The 14,738-nt window shown below is 69.3% G+C and carries 15 protein-coding genes; 3 read left to right on the forward strand and 12 right to left on the reverse strand.

Annotated elements, in window-relative coordinates; all coding sequences use genetic code 11:
* Window positions 1-7: 7 nt before the first annotated feature.
* The 11 genes from nuoK to AQJ64_RS39460 are packed head-to-tail and all read right to left on the reverse strand — an operon-like array spanning window position 8 to window position 10,729.
* On the reverse strand, window positions 8-307 hold the full coding sequence (nuoK, locus tag AQJ64_RS39410) for an NADH-quinone oxidoreductase subunit NuoK (protein WP_020130147.1): 300 nt from the start codon (window positions 305-307) through the stop codon (window positions 8-10).
* Window positions 304-1,155, reverse strand: coding sequence for an NADH-quinone oxidoreductase subunit J (locus AQJ64_RS39415; RefSeq protein WP_055635356.1), 852 nt, complete (start codon window positions 1,153-1,155; stop codon window positions 304-306). The genes nuoK and AQJ64_RS39415 overlap by 4 nt, the downstream gene beginning before the upstream one ends.
* Window positions 1,152-1,763 (reverse strand): NADH-quinone oxidoreductase subunit NuoI, encoded by a 612-nt coding sequence (nuoI, locus tag AQJ64_RS39420; protein ID WP_055635355.1) that lies wholly within the window; start codon window positions 1,761-1,763, stop codon window positions 1,152-1,154. The genes AQJ64_RS39415 and nuoI overlap by 4 nt, the downstream gene beginning before the upstream one ends.
* Entirely contained in the window at window positions 1,756-3,117 is a 1,362-nt protein-coding gene (nuoH, locus tag AQJ64_RS39425) for an NADH-quinone oxidoreductase subunit NuoH (protein ID WP_055635354.1), read from the reverse strand. Before nuoH ends, nuoI begins: the two co-directional genes overlap by 8 nt.
* Window positions 3,114-5,618 (reverse strand): NADH-quinone oxidoreductase subunit G, encoded by a 2,505-nt coding sequence (locus AQJ64_RS39430; protein ID WP_055635353.1) that lies wholly within the window; start codon window positions 5,616-5,618, stop codon window positions 3,114-3,116. The genes nuoH and AQJ64_RS39430 overlap by 4 nt, the downstream gene beginning before the upstream one ends.
* A complete protein-coding gene (nuoF, locus tag AQJ64_RS39435; RefSeq protein ID WP_206189755.1) occupies window positions 5,615-6,964 on the reverse strand; it encodes an NADH-quinone oxidoreductase subunit NuoF in 1,350 nt (449 codons plus the stop codon). Before nuoF ends, AQJ64_RS39430 begins: the two co-directional genes overlap by 4 nt.
* Window positions 6,961-7,740, reverse strand: a complete 780-nt coding sequence (gene nuoE / locus AQJ64_RS39440; RefSeq protein WP_055635351.1) for an NADH-quinone oxidoreductase subunit NuoE — start codon at window positions 7,738-7,740, stop codon at window positions 6,961-6,963. Before nuoE ends, nuoF begins: the two co-directional genes overlap by 4 nt.
* Window positions 7,737-9,059: an NADH-quinone oxidoreductase subunit D gene (locus AQJ64_RS39445; protein WP_055635350.1), complete on the reverse strand. Its 1,323-nt coding sequence runs from the start codon at window positions 9,057-9,059 to the stop codon at window positions 7,737-7,739. The genes nuoE and AQJ64_RS39445 overlap by 4 nt, the downstream gene beginning before the upstream one ends.
* Window positions 9,056-9,805 carry an NADH-quinone oxidoreductase subunit C gene (locus AQJ64_RS39450; protein ID WP_055635349.1) on the reverse strand — a complete coding sequence of 250 codons (750 nt, stop codon included), beginning with the start codon at window positions 9,803-9,805 and terminating at the stop codon, window positions 9,056-9,058. Before AQJ64_RS39450 ends, AQJ64_RS39445 begins: the two co-directional genes overlap by 4 nt.
* The gene (locus tag AQJ64_RS39455) at window positions 9,802-10,356 is read right to left on the reverse strand and encodes a NuoB/complex I 20 kDa subunit family protein (RefSeq protein ID WP_055635348.1); all 555 of its coding nucleotides are present in this window, start codon (window positions 10,354-10,356) and stop codon (window positions 9,802-9,804) included. The genes AQJ64_RS39450 and AQJ64_RS39455 overlap by 4 nt, the downstream gene beginning before the upstream one ends.
* A 13-nt stretch (window positions 10,357-10,369) precedes the next feature.
* A complete protein-coding gene (locus AQJ64_RS39460; RefSeq protein WP_007383963.1) occupies window positions 10,370-10,729 on the reverse strand; it encodes an NADH-quinone oxidoreductase subunit A in 360 nt (119 codons plus the stop codon).
* Window positions 10,730-11,472: 743 nt separating this feature from the next.
* On the opposite strand from AQJ64_RS39460, the gene AQJ64_RS39465 reads away from it, so the two are divergent.
* A complete protein-coding gene (locus AQJ64_RS39465; protein WP_055635347.1) occupies window positions 11,473-12,273 on the forward strand; it encodes a C40 family peptidase in 801 nt (266 codons plus the stop codon).
* Between the two features lie 65 nt (window positions 12,274-12,338).
* Here AQJ64_RS39465 and AQJ64_RS39470 read toward each other — a convergent pair whose 3' ends face one another.
* Window positions 12,339-13,649, reverse strand: a complete 1,311-nt coding sequence (locus AQJ64_RS39470) for a geranylgeranyl reductase family protein (protein ID WP_055635346.1) — start codon at window positions 13,647-13,649, stop codon at window positions 12,339-12,341.
* A 97-nt stretch (window positions 13,650-13,746) separates the two neighbouring features.
* Here AQJ64_RS39470 and AQJ64_RS39475 point away from each other — a divergent pair, with 97 nt between their 5' ends.
* Both AQJ64_RS39475 and AQJ64_RS39480 read left to right on the forward strand, forming a co-directional pair.
* Window positions 13,747-14,262 carry a GNAT family N-acetyltransferase gene (locus AQJ64_RS39475; RefSeq protein WP_099054012.1) on the forward strand — a complete coding sequence of 172 codons (516 nt, stop codon included), beginning with the start codon at window positions 13,747-13,749 and terminating at the stop codon, window positions 14,260-14,262.
* 145 nt (window positions 14,263-14,407) lie between these two features.
* Window positions 14,408-14,722: a PASTA domain-containing protein gene (locus tag AQJ64_RS39480; RefSeq protein ID WP_055635344.1), complete on the forward strand. Its 315-nt coding sequence runs from the start codon at window positions 14,408-14,410 to the stop codon at window positions 14,720-14,722.
* The last annotated feature ends 16 nt before the right edge of the window (window positions 14,723-14,738 follow it).

Consider the following 14,738-nt stretch of genomic DNA (forward strand, 5'->3'; position numbering starts at 1 on the left):
CGACCCCTTACAGCTTCATCAGGCTGGCGTCGTCGACCGAGGCCGAGTGGCGGGAACGGAACAGCGACACGATGATCGCGAGTCCCACCACGACCTCCGCTGCGGCGACGACCATCGTGAAGAAGGCGATGATCTGGCCGTCGAGGTTGCCGTGCATCCGGGAGAAGGTGACGAACGCGAGGTTGCAGGCGTTGAGCATCAGCTCGATGCACATGAACACGACGATCGCGTTGCGCCTGATCAGCACGCCGGTCGCGCCGATCGTGAACAACAGGGCGGCGAGGTAGAGGTAGTTGACGGGGTTCACTTCGACGCCTCCTCGGTCCGCCGGGAGTTCCGCTCGAGGTGCGGCGGCTCGCTCCCGCCGCGCTCCAGGCGGTCCTCGGAACGCTGTTCCAGCGCCTTGAGGTCGCTCAGCGCCTGGGTGGACACATCACGGATCTGGCCGCGTTCCCGCAGGGTGCTGCTGACCGTGAGCTCCGACGGGGTGCCGTCGGGCAGCAGGCCGGCGACGTCCACGGCGTTGTGCCGGGCGTACACGCCGGGGGCGGGCAGCGGCGGGACGTGCTTGCCGTCGCGGACGCGCTGTTCGGCCAGCTCGCGCTGGGTCTTCGCGCGCTCGGTGCGCTCGCGGTGGGTGAGCACCATGGCGCCGACGGCGGCCGTGATCAGCAGGGCGCCGGTGATCTCGAAGGCGAAGACGTACTTGGTGAAGATGAGGGCGGCGAGGCCCTCCACATTGCCGTTCGCGTTGGCCTGGGAGAGGCCGGTGAACTCCGTCAGGGAGGCATTGCCGATCCCGGCGATCAGCAGGACGCCGAAGCCGAGGCCGCACACCAGGGCCAGCCAGCGCTGGCCCTTGATGGTCTCCTTCAGGGAGTCCGCCGCGGTGACGCCGACGAGCATCACCACGAACAGGAACAGCATCATGATCGCGCCGGTGTAGACGACGATCTGCACGATGCCCAGGAAGTAGGCGCCGTTGGCGAGGTAGAACACCGCGAGGACGATCATGGTGCCGGCGAGGCAGAGCGCGCTGTGGACGGCCTTCCTCATGAAGACGGTGCACAGGGCGCCGATCACGGCGACGGTGCCGAGCACCCAGAACTGGAAGGCCTCGCCGGTGGAGGTGGAGTAGGCCGCGAGCTGGTTCATGCCTCCACCTCCTCCGGTGAGGGCTCCTCGCCCTGGGAGACGGCCACCTGGCGCTCCGTACCGGGCGCGGCCTCGGTCACCAGGCCCCGGTAGTAGTCCTGCTCGTCGGTCCCCGGGTAGATCGCGTGCGGGGTGTCGACCATGCCGTCCTCGAGGCCGGCCAGCAGCTGCTCCTTGGTGTAGATCAGGTTGGCGCGGCTGGAGTCGGCGAGCTCGAACTCGTTCGTCATCGTGAGCGCGCGGGTGGGGCAGGCCTCGATGCACAGGCCGCACAGGATGCAGCGGGCGTAGTTGATCTGGTACACGCGCCCGTACCGCTCGCCCGGCGAGTAGCGCTCCTCGTCGGTGTTGTCCGCGCCCTCGACGTAGATCGCGTCGGCGGGACAGGCCCAGGCGCACAGCTCGCAGCCGACGCACTTCTCCAGGCCGTCCGGATGGCGGTTGAGCTGGTGCCGTCCGTGGAACCGCGGGGCCGTGGTCTTCTTCTGCTCCGGGTACTGCTCGGTCAGCCGCTTCTTGAACATGGCCTTGAAGGTCACGCCGAAGCCGGCCACGGGGTTCTGGAAGCCGGGGTTCGTCTGCCCGGTCTCCTTCGGCTCCTCAGCCATCGGACGCCTCCTTTCCATCCAGCGATCCGTCACTGACAGTGTCCGACCCGCCACTGACAATCAGCTCCCGCTCCCGGCGCGGACGGCGCCTGGGCACCGCGGGAAGCTCCTGTCCGGGCAGCGGCGGTACGGGGAATCCGCCCGCCATCGGGTCGAAGCCGGCGGGCTCGGCGGGAGCCTGGGCCGCCTTCGCGCCGCCGCGGAACATGTCCACGACGAAGGAGAGCAGCAGCAGGGCCAGCACACCCCCGCCGACGTAGAGGGCGATCTGGGCGAAGTCGTAGTTCTCGTTGCGCAGGGTCCGTACGGTCGCGACGAGCATCAGCCAGGTCACGGACACCGGGATGAGGACCTTCCAGCCGAGCTTCATCAGCTGGTCGTAGCGCACGCGCGGGAGCGTGCCGCGCAGCCAGATGAAGAAGAACAGCAGCAGCTGGACCTTGACGACGAACCAGAGCATCGGCCACCAGCCGTGGTTCGCGCCCTCCCAGAAGCCGCTGATCGGCCAGGGGGCCCGCCAGCCGCCCAGGAAGAGCGTGGTGGCCACGGCCGAGACGGTCACCATGTTGACGTACTCGGCGAGCATGAACATCGCGAACTTGATCGACGAGTACTCGGTGTTGAAGCCGCCGACCAGGTCGCCCTCGGACTCCGGCATGTCGAAGGGGGCGCGGTTCGTCTCGCCGACCATGGTGACGATGTAGAGGATGAACGACACCGGCAGCAGCAGGATGTACCAGCGGTCCGTCTGCTGCTCGACGATCGTCGACGTCGACATCGACCCGGAGTAGAGGAACACCGAGGCGAACGCGGCGCCCATGGCGATCTCGTACGAGATCATCTGCGCGCACGAACGCAGGCCGCCCAGGAGCGGATAGGTGGATCCGGAACTCCAGCCCGCCAGGACGATGCCGTAGATGCCGACCGAGGCGACCGCGAGGATGTACAGCATCGCGATCGGCAGGTCGGTGAGCTGCATCGTGGTGCGCTGGCCGAAGATCGAGATCTCGTTGTCGGCGGGGCCGAAGGGGATCACCGCGATCGCCATGAAGGCCGGGATGGCCGCGACGATCGGCGCGAGGACGTAGACCACCTTGTCGGCGCGCTTGACGATGAGGTCTTCCTTCAGCATCAGCTTGATGCCGTCGGCCAGCGACTGGAGCATGCCCCAGGGGCCGTGCCGGTTGGGGCCGATGCGCAGCTGCATCCAGGCGACGACCTTGCGCTCCCAGACGATGGAGAACAGCACCGTCACCATCAGGAAGGCGAAGCAGAACACCGCCTTGACGACGACCAGCCACCAGGGGTCGCGGCCGAACATCGAGAGGTCTTCAGCGGCGAAGTACGGGCTCATGCCTCCACCTCCTGGGGGGCCTCGGCGGCGGGCGTCGCCGGACCGATGCGGACGAGGGAGCCGGGCCTTGCCCCGGCGTCGGAGGCGACGCCGCCGCCGGTGGAGTTCAGCGGGAGCCACACCACCCGGTCGGGCATCTCGGTGACCTGGAGCGGGAGTGCGACGACACCCTGCGGGCCGGTCACGGCGAGGAGGTCACCGTCCTTCACCCCGGCCTCGGCGGCCGTCGCGGCCGACACGCGTGCGTGTGCCGCGTGCCGTGTCCCGGCGAGCGCCTCGTCGCCGTCCTGCAGCCGCCCCTGGTCCAGCAGCAGCCGGTGTCCGGCCAGCACGGCCTCGCCCGCGGCGGGCCTCGGCAGCACGCCGGAGGTCTCCAGGGGTTCGGTGGCGCGCGGCCCGTCCCAGGCGCCGAGCCGGTCCAGCTCCGCACGCGCGGTGCGCAGGTCCGGCAGGCCCAGGTGGACGTCCATGGCATCGGCGAGCATCTGCAGCACGCGCGCGTCGGACGGCGCCGACCCGCGGGTCATCTGGTCGGGCTTGAGCGCGGCCTCGAAGAAGCGGACCCGGCCCTCCCAGTTGAGGAAGGCGCCCGGCTTCTCGGCAACCGCGGCCACCGGCAGGACGACGTCCGCGAGCCGGGTGACCTCGCTGGGCCGCAGCTCCAGCGACACCACGAACCCGGCCTCGGCGAGCGCCTCACGCGCGCGTGCCGGATCGGGCAGGTCGGCGACCTCCACACCCGCGACGAGCAGTGCCTGCAGAGCGCCGGACACCGCGTCCTCGACGATCTGGCCGGTGTCCCTGCCGTGGCGGTGCGGGAGTTCGGCGAGACCCCAGGCGGCCGCGACCTCCTCCCGCGCGCGCGGGTCGGTCGCCGGACGCCCGCCCGGCAGCAGCGAGGGCAGCGCACCCGCCTCGATCGCGCCCCGCTCCCCCGCCCGGCGCGGGATCCACACCAGGGCGGCCCCGGTGGCGTTGGCGGCCCGTACGGCGGCCGTCAGACCGCCGGCCACACTCGCCAGCCGCTCCCCCACGACGATGACCGCGCCCTCGCCGCGGAGCGCCTCGGCGGCCTTGCCGCCCTCCTCCTCCAGGCCGACCCCGCCGGCCAGCGCGTCCAGCCACTCGGTCTCGGTGCCCGGAGCGGCCGGCAGCAGTGTGCCGCCCGCCTTCTCCAGGCCGCGCGTGGCGTGCGTGGCCAGCGAGAACACCTTCTGGCCGTGCTTGCGCCAGGCCTTGCGCAGCCGCAGGAAGACGCCGGGCGCCTCCTCCTCGGACTCGAAGCCGACCAGCAGGACGGCGGGCGCCTTCTCCAGCGAGGCGTACGTGACGCCCGTACCGTCGAGATCACGGCCGCGGCCCGCGACCCGGGCGGCGAGGAAGTCGGCCTCCTCGGCGCTGTGCACGCGCGCGCGGAAGTCGATGTCGTTGGTGTCGAGCGCCACGCGCGCGAACTTGCTGTACGCGTACGCGTCCTCGATGGTGAGCCGGCCGCCGGTCAGGACGCCGGTCCTGCCGCGCGAGGCGAGCAGCCCCTGCGCGGCGATCTGCAGCGCCTCCGGCCAGGACGCCGGCTCCAGGTCGCCCTCGGCGTTGCGGACCAGGGGCGTCTCGAGCCGGTCGCGCGCTTGCGCGTAGCGGAACCCGAAGCGGCCCTTGTCGCAGATCCACTCCTCGTTGACCTCGGGATCCGGAGCCGCCAGACGCCGCATGACCTTGCCGCGCCGGTGGTCGGTCCGGGTGGCGCAGCCGCCGGAGCAGTGCTCGCACACCGAGTGCGAGGAGACCAGGTCGAAGGGGCGGGAGCGGAATCGGTACGCCGCCGAGGTCAGCGCGCCGACCGGGCAGATCTGGATGGTGTTGCCGGAGAAGTACGACTCGAACGGGTCGCCCTCGCCGGTGCCGACCTGCTGCAGCGCGCCCCGCTCGATCAGCTCGATCATCGGGTCGCCCGCGACCTGGTTGGAGAACCGGGTGCAGCGGGCGCACAGCACACACCGCTCGCGGTCGAGCAGCACCTGCGTGGAGATGGGGACGGGCTTCTCGTACGTCCGCTTGCGGCCCTCGAACCGGGACTCGGCCTGGCCGTGCGACATCGCCTGGTTCTGCAGGGGGCACTCGCCGCCCTTGTCGCAGACCGGGCAGTCCAGCGGGTGGTTGATGAGGAGCAGCTCCATCACACCGTGCTGGGCCTTCTCGGCGACCGGCGAGGTGAGGTGGGTCTTCACCACCATCCCGTCCGTGCAGGTGATGGTGCAGGACGCCATCGGCTTGCGCTGGCCCTCGACCTCGACGATGCACTGCCGGCAGGCGCCGGCCGGGTCGAGGAGGGGGTGGTCGCAGAAGCGGGGGATCTCGATGCCGAGCTGCTCGGCGGCCCGGATGACCAGGGTGCCCTTGGGCACGCTGATCTCCGCTCCGTCGATGGTCAGCGTGACGAGATCCTCCGGCGGGACCGCCGCCTCTCCCCCTCCCGCGGGAGCGCTGGTGGTCACGGTCATGCGTTCACCTCCGGGCGGTCGGCCCAGGCCGTCGACTTCGCCGGGTCGAAGGGGCAGCCCCGGCCGGTGATGTGCTGCTCGTACTCCTCGCGGAAGTACTTGAGCGAGGAGAAGATCGGCGAGGCGGCGCCGTCGCCGAGGGCGCAGAACGACTTGCCGTTGATGTTGTCGGCGATGTCGTTCAGCTTGTCGAGGTCGGACAGCACGCCCTTGCCGGCCTCGATGTCACGGAGCAACTGCACGAGCCAGTACGTGCCTTCGCGGCAGGGGGTGCACTTGCCGCAGGACTCGTGGGCGTAGAACTCGGTCCAGCGGGTGACGGCACGCACCACGCACGTCGTCTCGTCGAAGCACTGGAGTGCCTTGGTGCCGAGCATGGAACCCGCGGCGCCCACTCCTTCGTAGTCGAGAGGGACGTCGAGGTGCTCGTCGGTGAACATCGGGGTCGAGGAGCCGCCCGGCGTCCAGAACTTCAGGCGGTGGCCCGGTCGCATGCCGCCGCTCATCTCGAGGAGCTGACGGAGGGTGATGCCGAGCGGGGCCTCGTACTGGCCGGGGCGGGCGACATGGCCGCTGAGCGAGTAGAGCGTGAAGCCCGGGGACTTCTCGCTGCCCATCGCCCTGAACCATTCTTTCCCGTTGTTCAGGATCGCGGGAACCGACGCGATCGACTCGACGTTGTTCACCACAGTCGGGCAGGCGTAGAGGCCCGCGACAGCAGGGAAAGGAGGACGCAGCCGCGGTTGACCGCGGCGGCCTTCGAGGGAGTCCAGCAGCGCGGTCTCCTCACCGCAGATGTACGCGCCGGCGCCGGCGTGCACGGTGAGTTCGAGGTCGAGTCCACTGCCCAGGACGTTCTCACCGAGGTAGCCCGCCGCGTAGGCCTCGCGCACGGCCTCGTGCAACCGCCGCAGAACAGGGACGACTTCACCACGCAGATAGATGAAGGCATGCGAAGACCGAATGGCATAACACGCGATCACAATGCCCTCGATGAGGCTATGCGGGTTCGCGAAGAGGAGCGGGATGTCCTTGCAGGTCCCCGGCTCCGATTCGTCGGCGTTGACAACTAGATAGTGCGGCTTTCCATCACCCTGGGGAATGAACTGCCATTTCATCCCCGTGGGGAATCCCGCGCCACCACGCCCGCGCAGACCGGAGTCCTTGACGTACGCGATCACTTCGTCCGGGGACATGGCGAGCGCCTTGCGGAGTCCCTCGTACCCCTCGTGCCTTCGGTAGACGTCCAGTGACCAGGACCTCTCCTCGTCCCAGAAGGCCGACAGCACGGGTGCGAGCAGCTTCTCGGGGCTGCTGCCTTTCAGCTCGGGTGCCAAGGTCATCACTCCCCCTCCTCGGTGACCGCGTCCGTGGACCGCGCGTCCTCGGGTTCCTCGCGCGGATGGACCACGCGCGCGGGTGCGGCCTCTCCCTTTGCCAGGCGAAGGCCCACCAGCGACGCCGGTCCCGCACTGCCGCTCGCCTCGACGGCCCCTGGCCGCTCGTCGGGGAAGCCGGCCAGAATCCGCGCGGTGTCCTTGAAGGTGCACAGCGGCGCCCCCCGCGTGGGCGACACGGTGCCTCCGCCCCGCAGGTCGTCCACCAGGCGCTTGGCGCTCTGCACGGTCTGGTTGTCGAAGAACTCCCAGTTGACCATCACGACCGGCGCGAAGTCGCAGGCCGCGTTGCACTCGATGTGCTCCAGGGTGATCTTTCCGTCGCCGGTGGTCTCGCCGTTGCCGACGCCGAGGTACTCCTGGAGCGCCTCGAAGATCGCGTCGCCGCCCATCACCGCGCACAGGGTGTTGGTGCAGACGCCCACCTGGTAGTCACCGCTCTCGCGGCGGCGGTACATGGTGTAGAAGGTGGCGACCGCGGTGACCTCGGCCGTGGTCAGGCCGAGGACGTCCGCGCAGAACCGCATCCCGGTGCGCGTGACGTGTCCCTCCTCCGACTGCACGAGATGCAGCAACGGCAGGAGCGCGGACCGGGAGTCGGGGTAGCGGGCGACGATCTCGCGCGCGTCCGCCTCCAGCCGGGCCCGGACGTCGTCCGGGTAGGCGGGCGCGGGCAGTTCGGGCATGCCCAGGCTGACGCCCCGCTCGGAAGAAGAGGTGGTCACCGGTCGACGCCTCCCATCACGGGGTCGATGGACGCGACGGCGACGATGACGTCGGCGACCTGGCCGCCCTCGCACATCGCCGCCATGGCCTGCAGATTGGTGAAGGACGGGTCCCGGAAGTGGACCCGGTAGGGGCGGGTGCCTCCGTCGGAGACGACGTGCACCCCGAGTTCGCCCTTGGGTGACTCGACCGCCGCGTACGCCTGTCCGGGCGGGACGCGGAAGCCCTCGGTGACCAGCTTGAAGTGGTGGATCAGGGCCTCCATGGAGGTGCCCATGATCTTCTTGATGTGGTCGAGGGAGTTGCCGAGCCCGTCCGGTCCCAGGGCGAGCTGCGCGGGCCAGGCGATCTTCTTGTCGCCGACCATGACCGGGCCGGGCTGGAGCCGGTCCAGACACTGCTCGACGATCCTCAGCGACTGGCGCATCTCCTCCAGGCGGATGAGGAAGCGGCCGTAGGAGTCGCAGGAGTCGGCGGTCGGGACGTCGAAGTCGTACGTCTCGTAGTCGCAGTACGGCTGGGTCTTGCGCAGGTCGTGGGGCAGGCCGGTGGAGCGCAGGATCGGACCGGTGGCGCCGAGGGCCATGCAGCCGGCCAGGTCGAGGTAGCCGACATCCTGCATACGGGCCTTGAAGATGGGGTTCCCGGTGGCGAGCTTGTCGTACTCGGGGAGGTTCTTCTTCATCTTCTTCACGAACTCGCGGATGTGGTCCACCGCGCCGGGCGGCAGGTCCTGGGCGAGTCCGCCGGGGCGGATGTACGCGTGGTTCATCCTGAGGCCCGTGATGAGCTCGTAGATGTCGAGGATCATCTCCCGGTCGCGGAACCCGTAGATCATGATCGTGGTGGCGCCGAGTTCCATGCCGCCGGTGGCGATGCACACCAGGTGGGAGGACATGCGGTTCAGCTCCATCAGGAGCACCCGGATGATCTTGGCGCGTTCGGTGATCTGGTCCTCGAGGCCGAGGAGTTTCTCGACGCCGAGACAGTAGGCGGTCTCGTTGAAGAAGGACGTCAGGTAGTCCATGCGCGTCACGAACGTGGTGCCCTGCGTCCACGTGCGGTACTCGAGGTTCTTCTCGATGCCGGTGTGGAGGTAGCCGATGCCGCAGCGGGCCTCGGTGACCGTCTCGCCCTCGATCTCCAGGATCAGACGGAGCACTCCGTGGGTGGAGGGGTGCTGGGGACCCATGTTGACGACGATGCGCTCGTCGTCGGCGCGGGCCGCGGACTGGACGACCTCGTCCCAGTCGCCACCGGTGACCGTGTATACGGTGCCCTCGGTGGTCTCGCGGGGAGAAGCGTGTGACGTGCTCACGAGTACGACCTCCGCTGGTCCGGAGCCGGGATCTGGGCGCCCTTGTACTCGACGGGGATGCCGCCGAGGGGGTAGTCCTTGCGCTGCGGATGGCCCTGCCAGTCGTCCGGCATCATGATCCGCGTCAGGGCCGGGTGACCGTCGAAGACGATCCCGAAGAAGTCGTAGGTCTCGCGCTCGTGCCAGTCGTTGGTCGGGTACACGGAGACCAGGGACGTGATGTGGGGATCGGCGTCCGGGGCGCTGACCTCCAGGCGGATCAGCCGGTTGTGGGTGATCGAGCGCAGGTGGTAGACGGCGTGCAGCTCGCGGCCCTTGTCGTTGGGGTAGTGGACGCCGCTCACTCCGGTGCAGAGCTCGAAGCGCAGGGCCGGGTCGTCGCGCAGGGTGCGGGCGACGCGCAGCAGGTGCTCGCGCTCGATGTGGAAGGTGAGCTCGCCGCGGTCGACGACCGTCTTCTCGATCGCGTTCTCGGGGAGGAGTCCCTGTTCCTCCAGGGCGCCCTCGAGTTCGTCGGCGACCTCGTCGAACCAGCCGCCGTAGGGCCGGGCGGCGGCGCCCGGGAGGCGCACGGAGCGGACCAGTCCGCCGTAGCCGGAGGTGTCGCCGCCGTTGTTGGCGCCGAACATGCCCCGCTGGACGCGGACCTCCTCGCCGCCCTGGCCGCGCTGGCCGGGGAGATTGGAGGCGGAGAGATCCCTCTCCGGGTTCACGCCGCCCGCAGGCGTGCCGTTCGCGTCGCTCACCGCAGCAGCCCCTTCATCTCGATCGTGGGCAGGGCCTTGAGCGCCGCCTCCTCCGCCTCGCGGGCCGCTTCCTCCGCGTTCACGCCCAGCTTGGAGTTCTGGATCTTGTGATGGAGCTTGAGGATCGCGTCCATCAGCATCTCGGGGCGTGGCGGGCAGCCGGGCAGATAGATGTCGACGGGGACGATGTGGTCGACGCCCTGGACGATCGCGTAGTTGTTGAACATGCCGCCCGAGGACGCGCACACGCCCATGGAGATGACCCACTTCGGGTTCGGCATCTGGTCGTAGACCTGCCGCAGCACCGGCGCCATCTTCTGGCTCACCCGGCCGGCGACGATCATGAGGTCCGCCTGGCGGGGTGAGCCGCGGAAGACCTCCATGCCGAAGCGGGCCAGGTCGTAGCGGCCTGCGCCGGTGGTCATCATCTCGATGGCACAGCAGGCGAGGCCGAAGGTGGCGGGGAAGACGGATGCCTTGCGCACCCAGCCCGCGGCCTGTTCGACGGTGGTCAGCAGAAAACCGCTCGGCAGCTTTTCTTCGAGTCCCATGACTAAAGGCCCCTCAGTCCCATTCCAGGCCGCCGCGCCGCCAGACGTACGCGTAGGCGACGAAGACGGTGAGCACGAAGAGCAGCATCTCCACGAGCCCGAAGACACCCAGGGCGTCGAAGGTGACGGCCCAGGGGTAGAGGAAGACGATCTCGATGTCGAAGACGATGAAGAGCATCGCCGTCAGGTAGTACTTGATGGGGAAGCGCCCGCCGCCGGCCGGCGTGGGGGTCGGCTCGATTCCGCACTCGTAGGCCTCGAGCTTGGCGCGGTTGTACCGCTTCGGCCCGATCAGCGTGGCCATGACCACGGAGAAGATCGCAAAGCCTGCCCCGAGGGCTCCCAGTACGAGGATGGGCGCATAGGCGTTCACCGCTCCTCGCTCCTCTCAGTCGGCACTGACTGCTGGCGATGGCACTGGGCTCACATCCACCCCACCCAGCTCACGAACCCCGCGTGTCCCAACGAAGATCGCGAACATGTGAAGCAGGTCACAAGCCCAACTGCCTCGCATCCTATGCCCGCCGCTCTGTGATCTGCGACACGGGGTATTGCACAAGCTTTGTGATCTCCACCACCTGATGAAGGATCATGAAGTCATATCAGCGGTGATCTTCGTACGGGAAGCGCCAGAGTGATCACAAGAAGTGACATTTGCGCTCGTCACCGCAGGCCGTGAGGGGCGTCTCTATATCAAGAGGCTTCCCTTGCATGCAAATTGGCGATGGACATCCCGGCTTGATAGAGGGGCGCGTTCACACGTCGGAGGGAGACCCGGAGCAAGATGTGGACGCGTGCACGCGTTCACGAGCGGGACGAAGGTGATCTACGCGCGTGACGCGGTCATACCGGTGACCGTTCCGTGACCTCCGCCACATCGATGAGAGACCCCTGAGAACCGGGCTTGGCCAACGATCCCAACCGATGGTAGGTCGAGGGCAATTCGGACGTAACAGCGAAAGGCCATGATCACAGGCCTGAACGCCCTTGTCCGCAATGTCCGTTACGGCGTCAATAAAGAGTGGCGCGAAGGGTATTTGAGGCTCGCGTTGAACAAATGTGGCGCAGCACACGTTTCTTGAAGGTATGGAGGAGCCCCTGATACCGGTTGGACTCATGTCCCACACCGCTCACATACGCAGCCACCGGAAACCCCGCCGCAGCGCGTCGAACATCGCGATGCGGGCCGGAGTCGCCAGTGGTGTCCTCGGCACGCTGGCGGTCGCCACGGCGGCCGGATCGGCCAACGCCGCCGAGCCGGTGACCCAGACGCTCGAACTGCCCGTGTTCACGGGCGACCTGGCCGCCCAGGTGGCGCAGTCCGCCCAGGCGACGCAGCAGGCCGCCGCGAACTACCAGCTCGAGGCCGAGCGCGACGCGGCCGCCGCGGCCGCCGCCAAGGAGGCGAAGAAGGACCTCGCCGCCGCCAAGAAGGCCGAGGCGAAGAAGAAGGCGGAGGAGGCCCGGGTGGCCGCCGCGGAGGCCGCCTCCCGCAACGCCGAGCGGACCACGCTCGCCACGTCGGCGAACGGGAGCAGCTCCACCAGCACGTCGACCGCGACCGGTTCGGCCGCGGCCGTCATCGCCTTCGTGAAGGCGCAGATCGGCGACGCCTATGTCTCCGGCGGCACCGGCCCCAACTCCTGGGACTGCTCGGGCCTCGTGCAGGCCGCCTTCCGCCAGGTCGGCATCGACCTGCCGCGCGTCTCGCAGGACCAGTCGACCCGGGGCACCCAGGTCTCGCTGAGCAACCTGCAGCCGGGCGACATCCTCTACTGGGGCAGCGCGGGCAGCGCGTACCACGTGGCGGTCTACGTCGGCGACGGCATGTTCGTCGGCGCGCAGAACCCGTCCACCGGTGTGGTCGAGAGGCCTCTCTCGTACGACCCGCCGACCGGCGCGGTGCGGGTGCTCTGACCGCACCCCGCACCTCTCGCGCGTAAGGGCCGCAGCCGCTCGGGGGCAGCGGCCCTTCGCACGTCTCAGGCCTTCGGGGCCACCTTGCTCAGGCCGTTGATGATGCGGTCCATCGCGTCGCCGCCCGTGGGGTCGGTCAGGTTGGCGAGCATCTTCAGTGTGAACTTCATCAGCATCGGGTGGGTCAGCCCGCGCTGGGTGGCGATCTTCATGACCTTCGGGTTGCCGATGAGCTTCACGAAGGCGCGGCCGAGCGTGTAGTAGCCGCCGTAGGTGTCGGCGAGGATCTGCGGGTACCGCCGCAGGGCGAGTTCGCGCTGGGCGGGGGTGGCGCGGGCGTGGGCCTGGACGATGACGTCGGCGGCGATCTGCCCGGACTCCATGGCGTACGCGATGCCCTCCCCGTTGAAGGGGTTGACCAGGCCGCCGGCGTCGCCGACGAGCAACAGGCCCTTGGTGTAGTGCGGCTTGCGGTTGAAGGCCATGGGGAGGGCGGCGCCGCGGATCGGGCCGGTCATGTTTTCGGGGGTGTAGCCCCAGTCCTCCGGCATCGACGCGCACCAGGCCTTGAGGACCTCGCGCCAGTCGAGTTCCTTGAAGGAGTCGGAGGTGTTGAGCACCCCGAGGCCCACGTTCGAGGTGCCGTCGCCCATGCCGAAGATCCAGCCGTAGCCGGGCAGGAGGCGGTCCTCGCCCGGGCCGCGGCGGTCCCACAGCTCCAGCCAGGACTCCAGGTAGTCGTCGTCGTGGCGCGGGGAGGTGAAGTAGGTGCGGACCGCGACGCCCATCGGGCGGTCCTCGCGGCGGTGCAGGCCCATCGCCAGCGACAGCCGGGTGGAGTTGCCGTCGGCGGCGACCACCAGCGGGGCGTGGAAGGTGACTTCGCGCTTCTCCTCGCCCAGCTTGGCGTGGACGCCGGTGATCCGGCCGGTGCGGTCGTCGACGATCGGGGCACCGACGTTGCAGCGCTCGTACAGCCGGGCCCCGGCCTTCTGGGCCTGGCGGGCCAGCTGCTCGTCGAAGTCGTCGCGCTTGCGGACGAGTCCGTAGTCGGGGAAGGAGGCGAGATCCGGCCAGTCGAGCTGGAGCCGCACCCCGCCGCCGATGATCCGCAGGCCCTTGTTGCGCAGCCAGCCGGCCTCCTCGGAGATGTCGATGCCCATCGACACGAGCTGCTTGGTGGCGCGCGGGGTGAGACCGTCGCCGCAGACCTTCTCGCGCGGGAACTCGGTCTTCTCCAGCAGGAGTACGTCGAGTCCGGCCTTGGCGAGGTAGTACGCGGTCGTGGAGCCGGCCGGCCCCGCGCCGACGACGATGACGTCGGCGGTGTTCGCGGAGAGCGACTCGGAGGCGGACTCGGAGTGGGGCTCGGTCACGGCGGGATCTCCCCAAGTTCGTAATGTGCGTGCCGGCCGGCACTGGACATGGGCAGTCTATTCAGCAGAATTGATCACCCGGCTGAAGGGCTGCCCCGTGAACCGAGCTCTCCCCGTAGTACGGCTGCGTGTCCCCACGGACGAGGACGCGGTCGCATGGCACCGGATCTTCGACCACCCGGACGTCATGGAGTTCCAGGGCCACCGGTCCGCCGAGCTCTCCGTCTACGAGGAACTCACCGCCCGCCAGCGCCGGCACGACGCCGAGCACGGCTTCTGCCTGTGGACCATGCTGGACCGCGACGACCGGGTCATCGGCTTCACGGGGGCGCAGCCGTGGCCGGCCGACTGGGGCCCCAAGGGCGAGATCGAGATCGGGTGGCGGCTCGGGCGGGAGCACTGGGGGCAGGGGTACGTCACGGCGGCCGCGCAGATGACGCTGGAGCGGGTGCGGGCGGCCGGTGTGCCGACGGTGGTGGCCATGGTCGACGCGCAGAACGCCCGCTCCATCGCCGTCACCCGGCGCCTCGGGATGCGGCTCGCGGAGGTCTTCACCTCGCCGGAGGGGAAACGGGAGGGGCACTGCTACCGGCTGGACCTCCAGCCCCGCTGACCCCCTGCCGCCCCGGCGCCGGTGACGCTGGGTAGCGAAAAGTCACGGATGGACACTCAGCGCTTCCGGACGGCACACCTGTGCGGTTACCCTTCCAGTGTCGCTGGGGGTGACATCTGTGCTCATACCACCCAAAACACCCGAAGTGCGTGTGCCACGGTTCGTCGGTCTGATGGCCGTGGACGCGCGCGAGACGGCCACGGCACAGGGCGTGCTGCTGGCCGCACCGGACCGGCCGGACTTCCACCGGGCCGTCGTCGACTACGTCGTACGGCAGTACCCGCCGCCCGGGGTGGAGGTCCCGCGCGGGGCCGTCGTCACCGTGTGGTTCGACTTCGCCGAGGGCGAGGGCGGTGGAGGCGCGGGCGTGCGGGAGCCGCGCGTGCCGAGACCGGGCGGAGGCGGACTGGAACGCGAGCTGGACCGCCCCAAGGACCCCTTCGAGCCCCTCGCTCTCTGACCGGCCCGGACGACCG

This window comes from Streptomyces griseoruber (assembly GCF_001514205.1).
Lineage (GTDB): Bacteria > Actinomycetota > Actinomycetes > Streptomycetales > Streptomycetaceae > Streptomyces > Streptomyces griseoruber.

Coding starts and splice junctions, on each gene's coding strand:
- AQJ64_RS39415 (WP_055635356.1), bottom strand. CDS start 1,155: ATGAACCAGCTCGCGGCCTACTCCACCTCCACCGGCGAGGCCTTCCAG.
- nuoI (WP_055635355.1), bottom strand. CDS start 1,763: ATGGCTGAGGAGCCGAAGGAGACCGGGCAGACGAACCCCGGCTTCCAG.
- nuoH (WP_055635354.1), bottom strand. CDS start 3,117: ATGAGCCCGTACTTCGCCGCTGAAGACCTCTCGATGTTCGGCCGCGAC.
- AQJ64_RS39430 (WP_055635353.1), bottom strand. CDS start 5,618: ATGACCGTGACCACCAGCGCTCCCGCGGGAGGGGGAGAGGCGGCGGTC.
- AQJ64_RS39455 (WP_055635348.1), bottom strand. CDS start 10,356: ATGGGACTCGAAGAAAAGCTGCCGAGCGGTTTTCTGCTGACCACCGTC.
- AQJ64_RS39465 (WP_055635347.1), top strand. CDS start 11,473: ATGTCCCACACCGCTCACATACGCAGCCACCGGAAACCCCGCCGCAGC.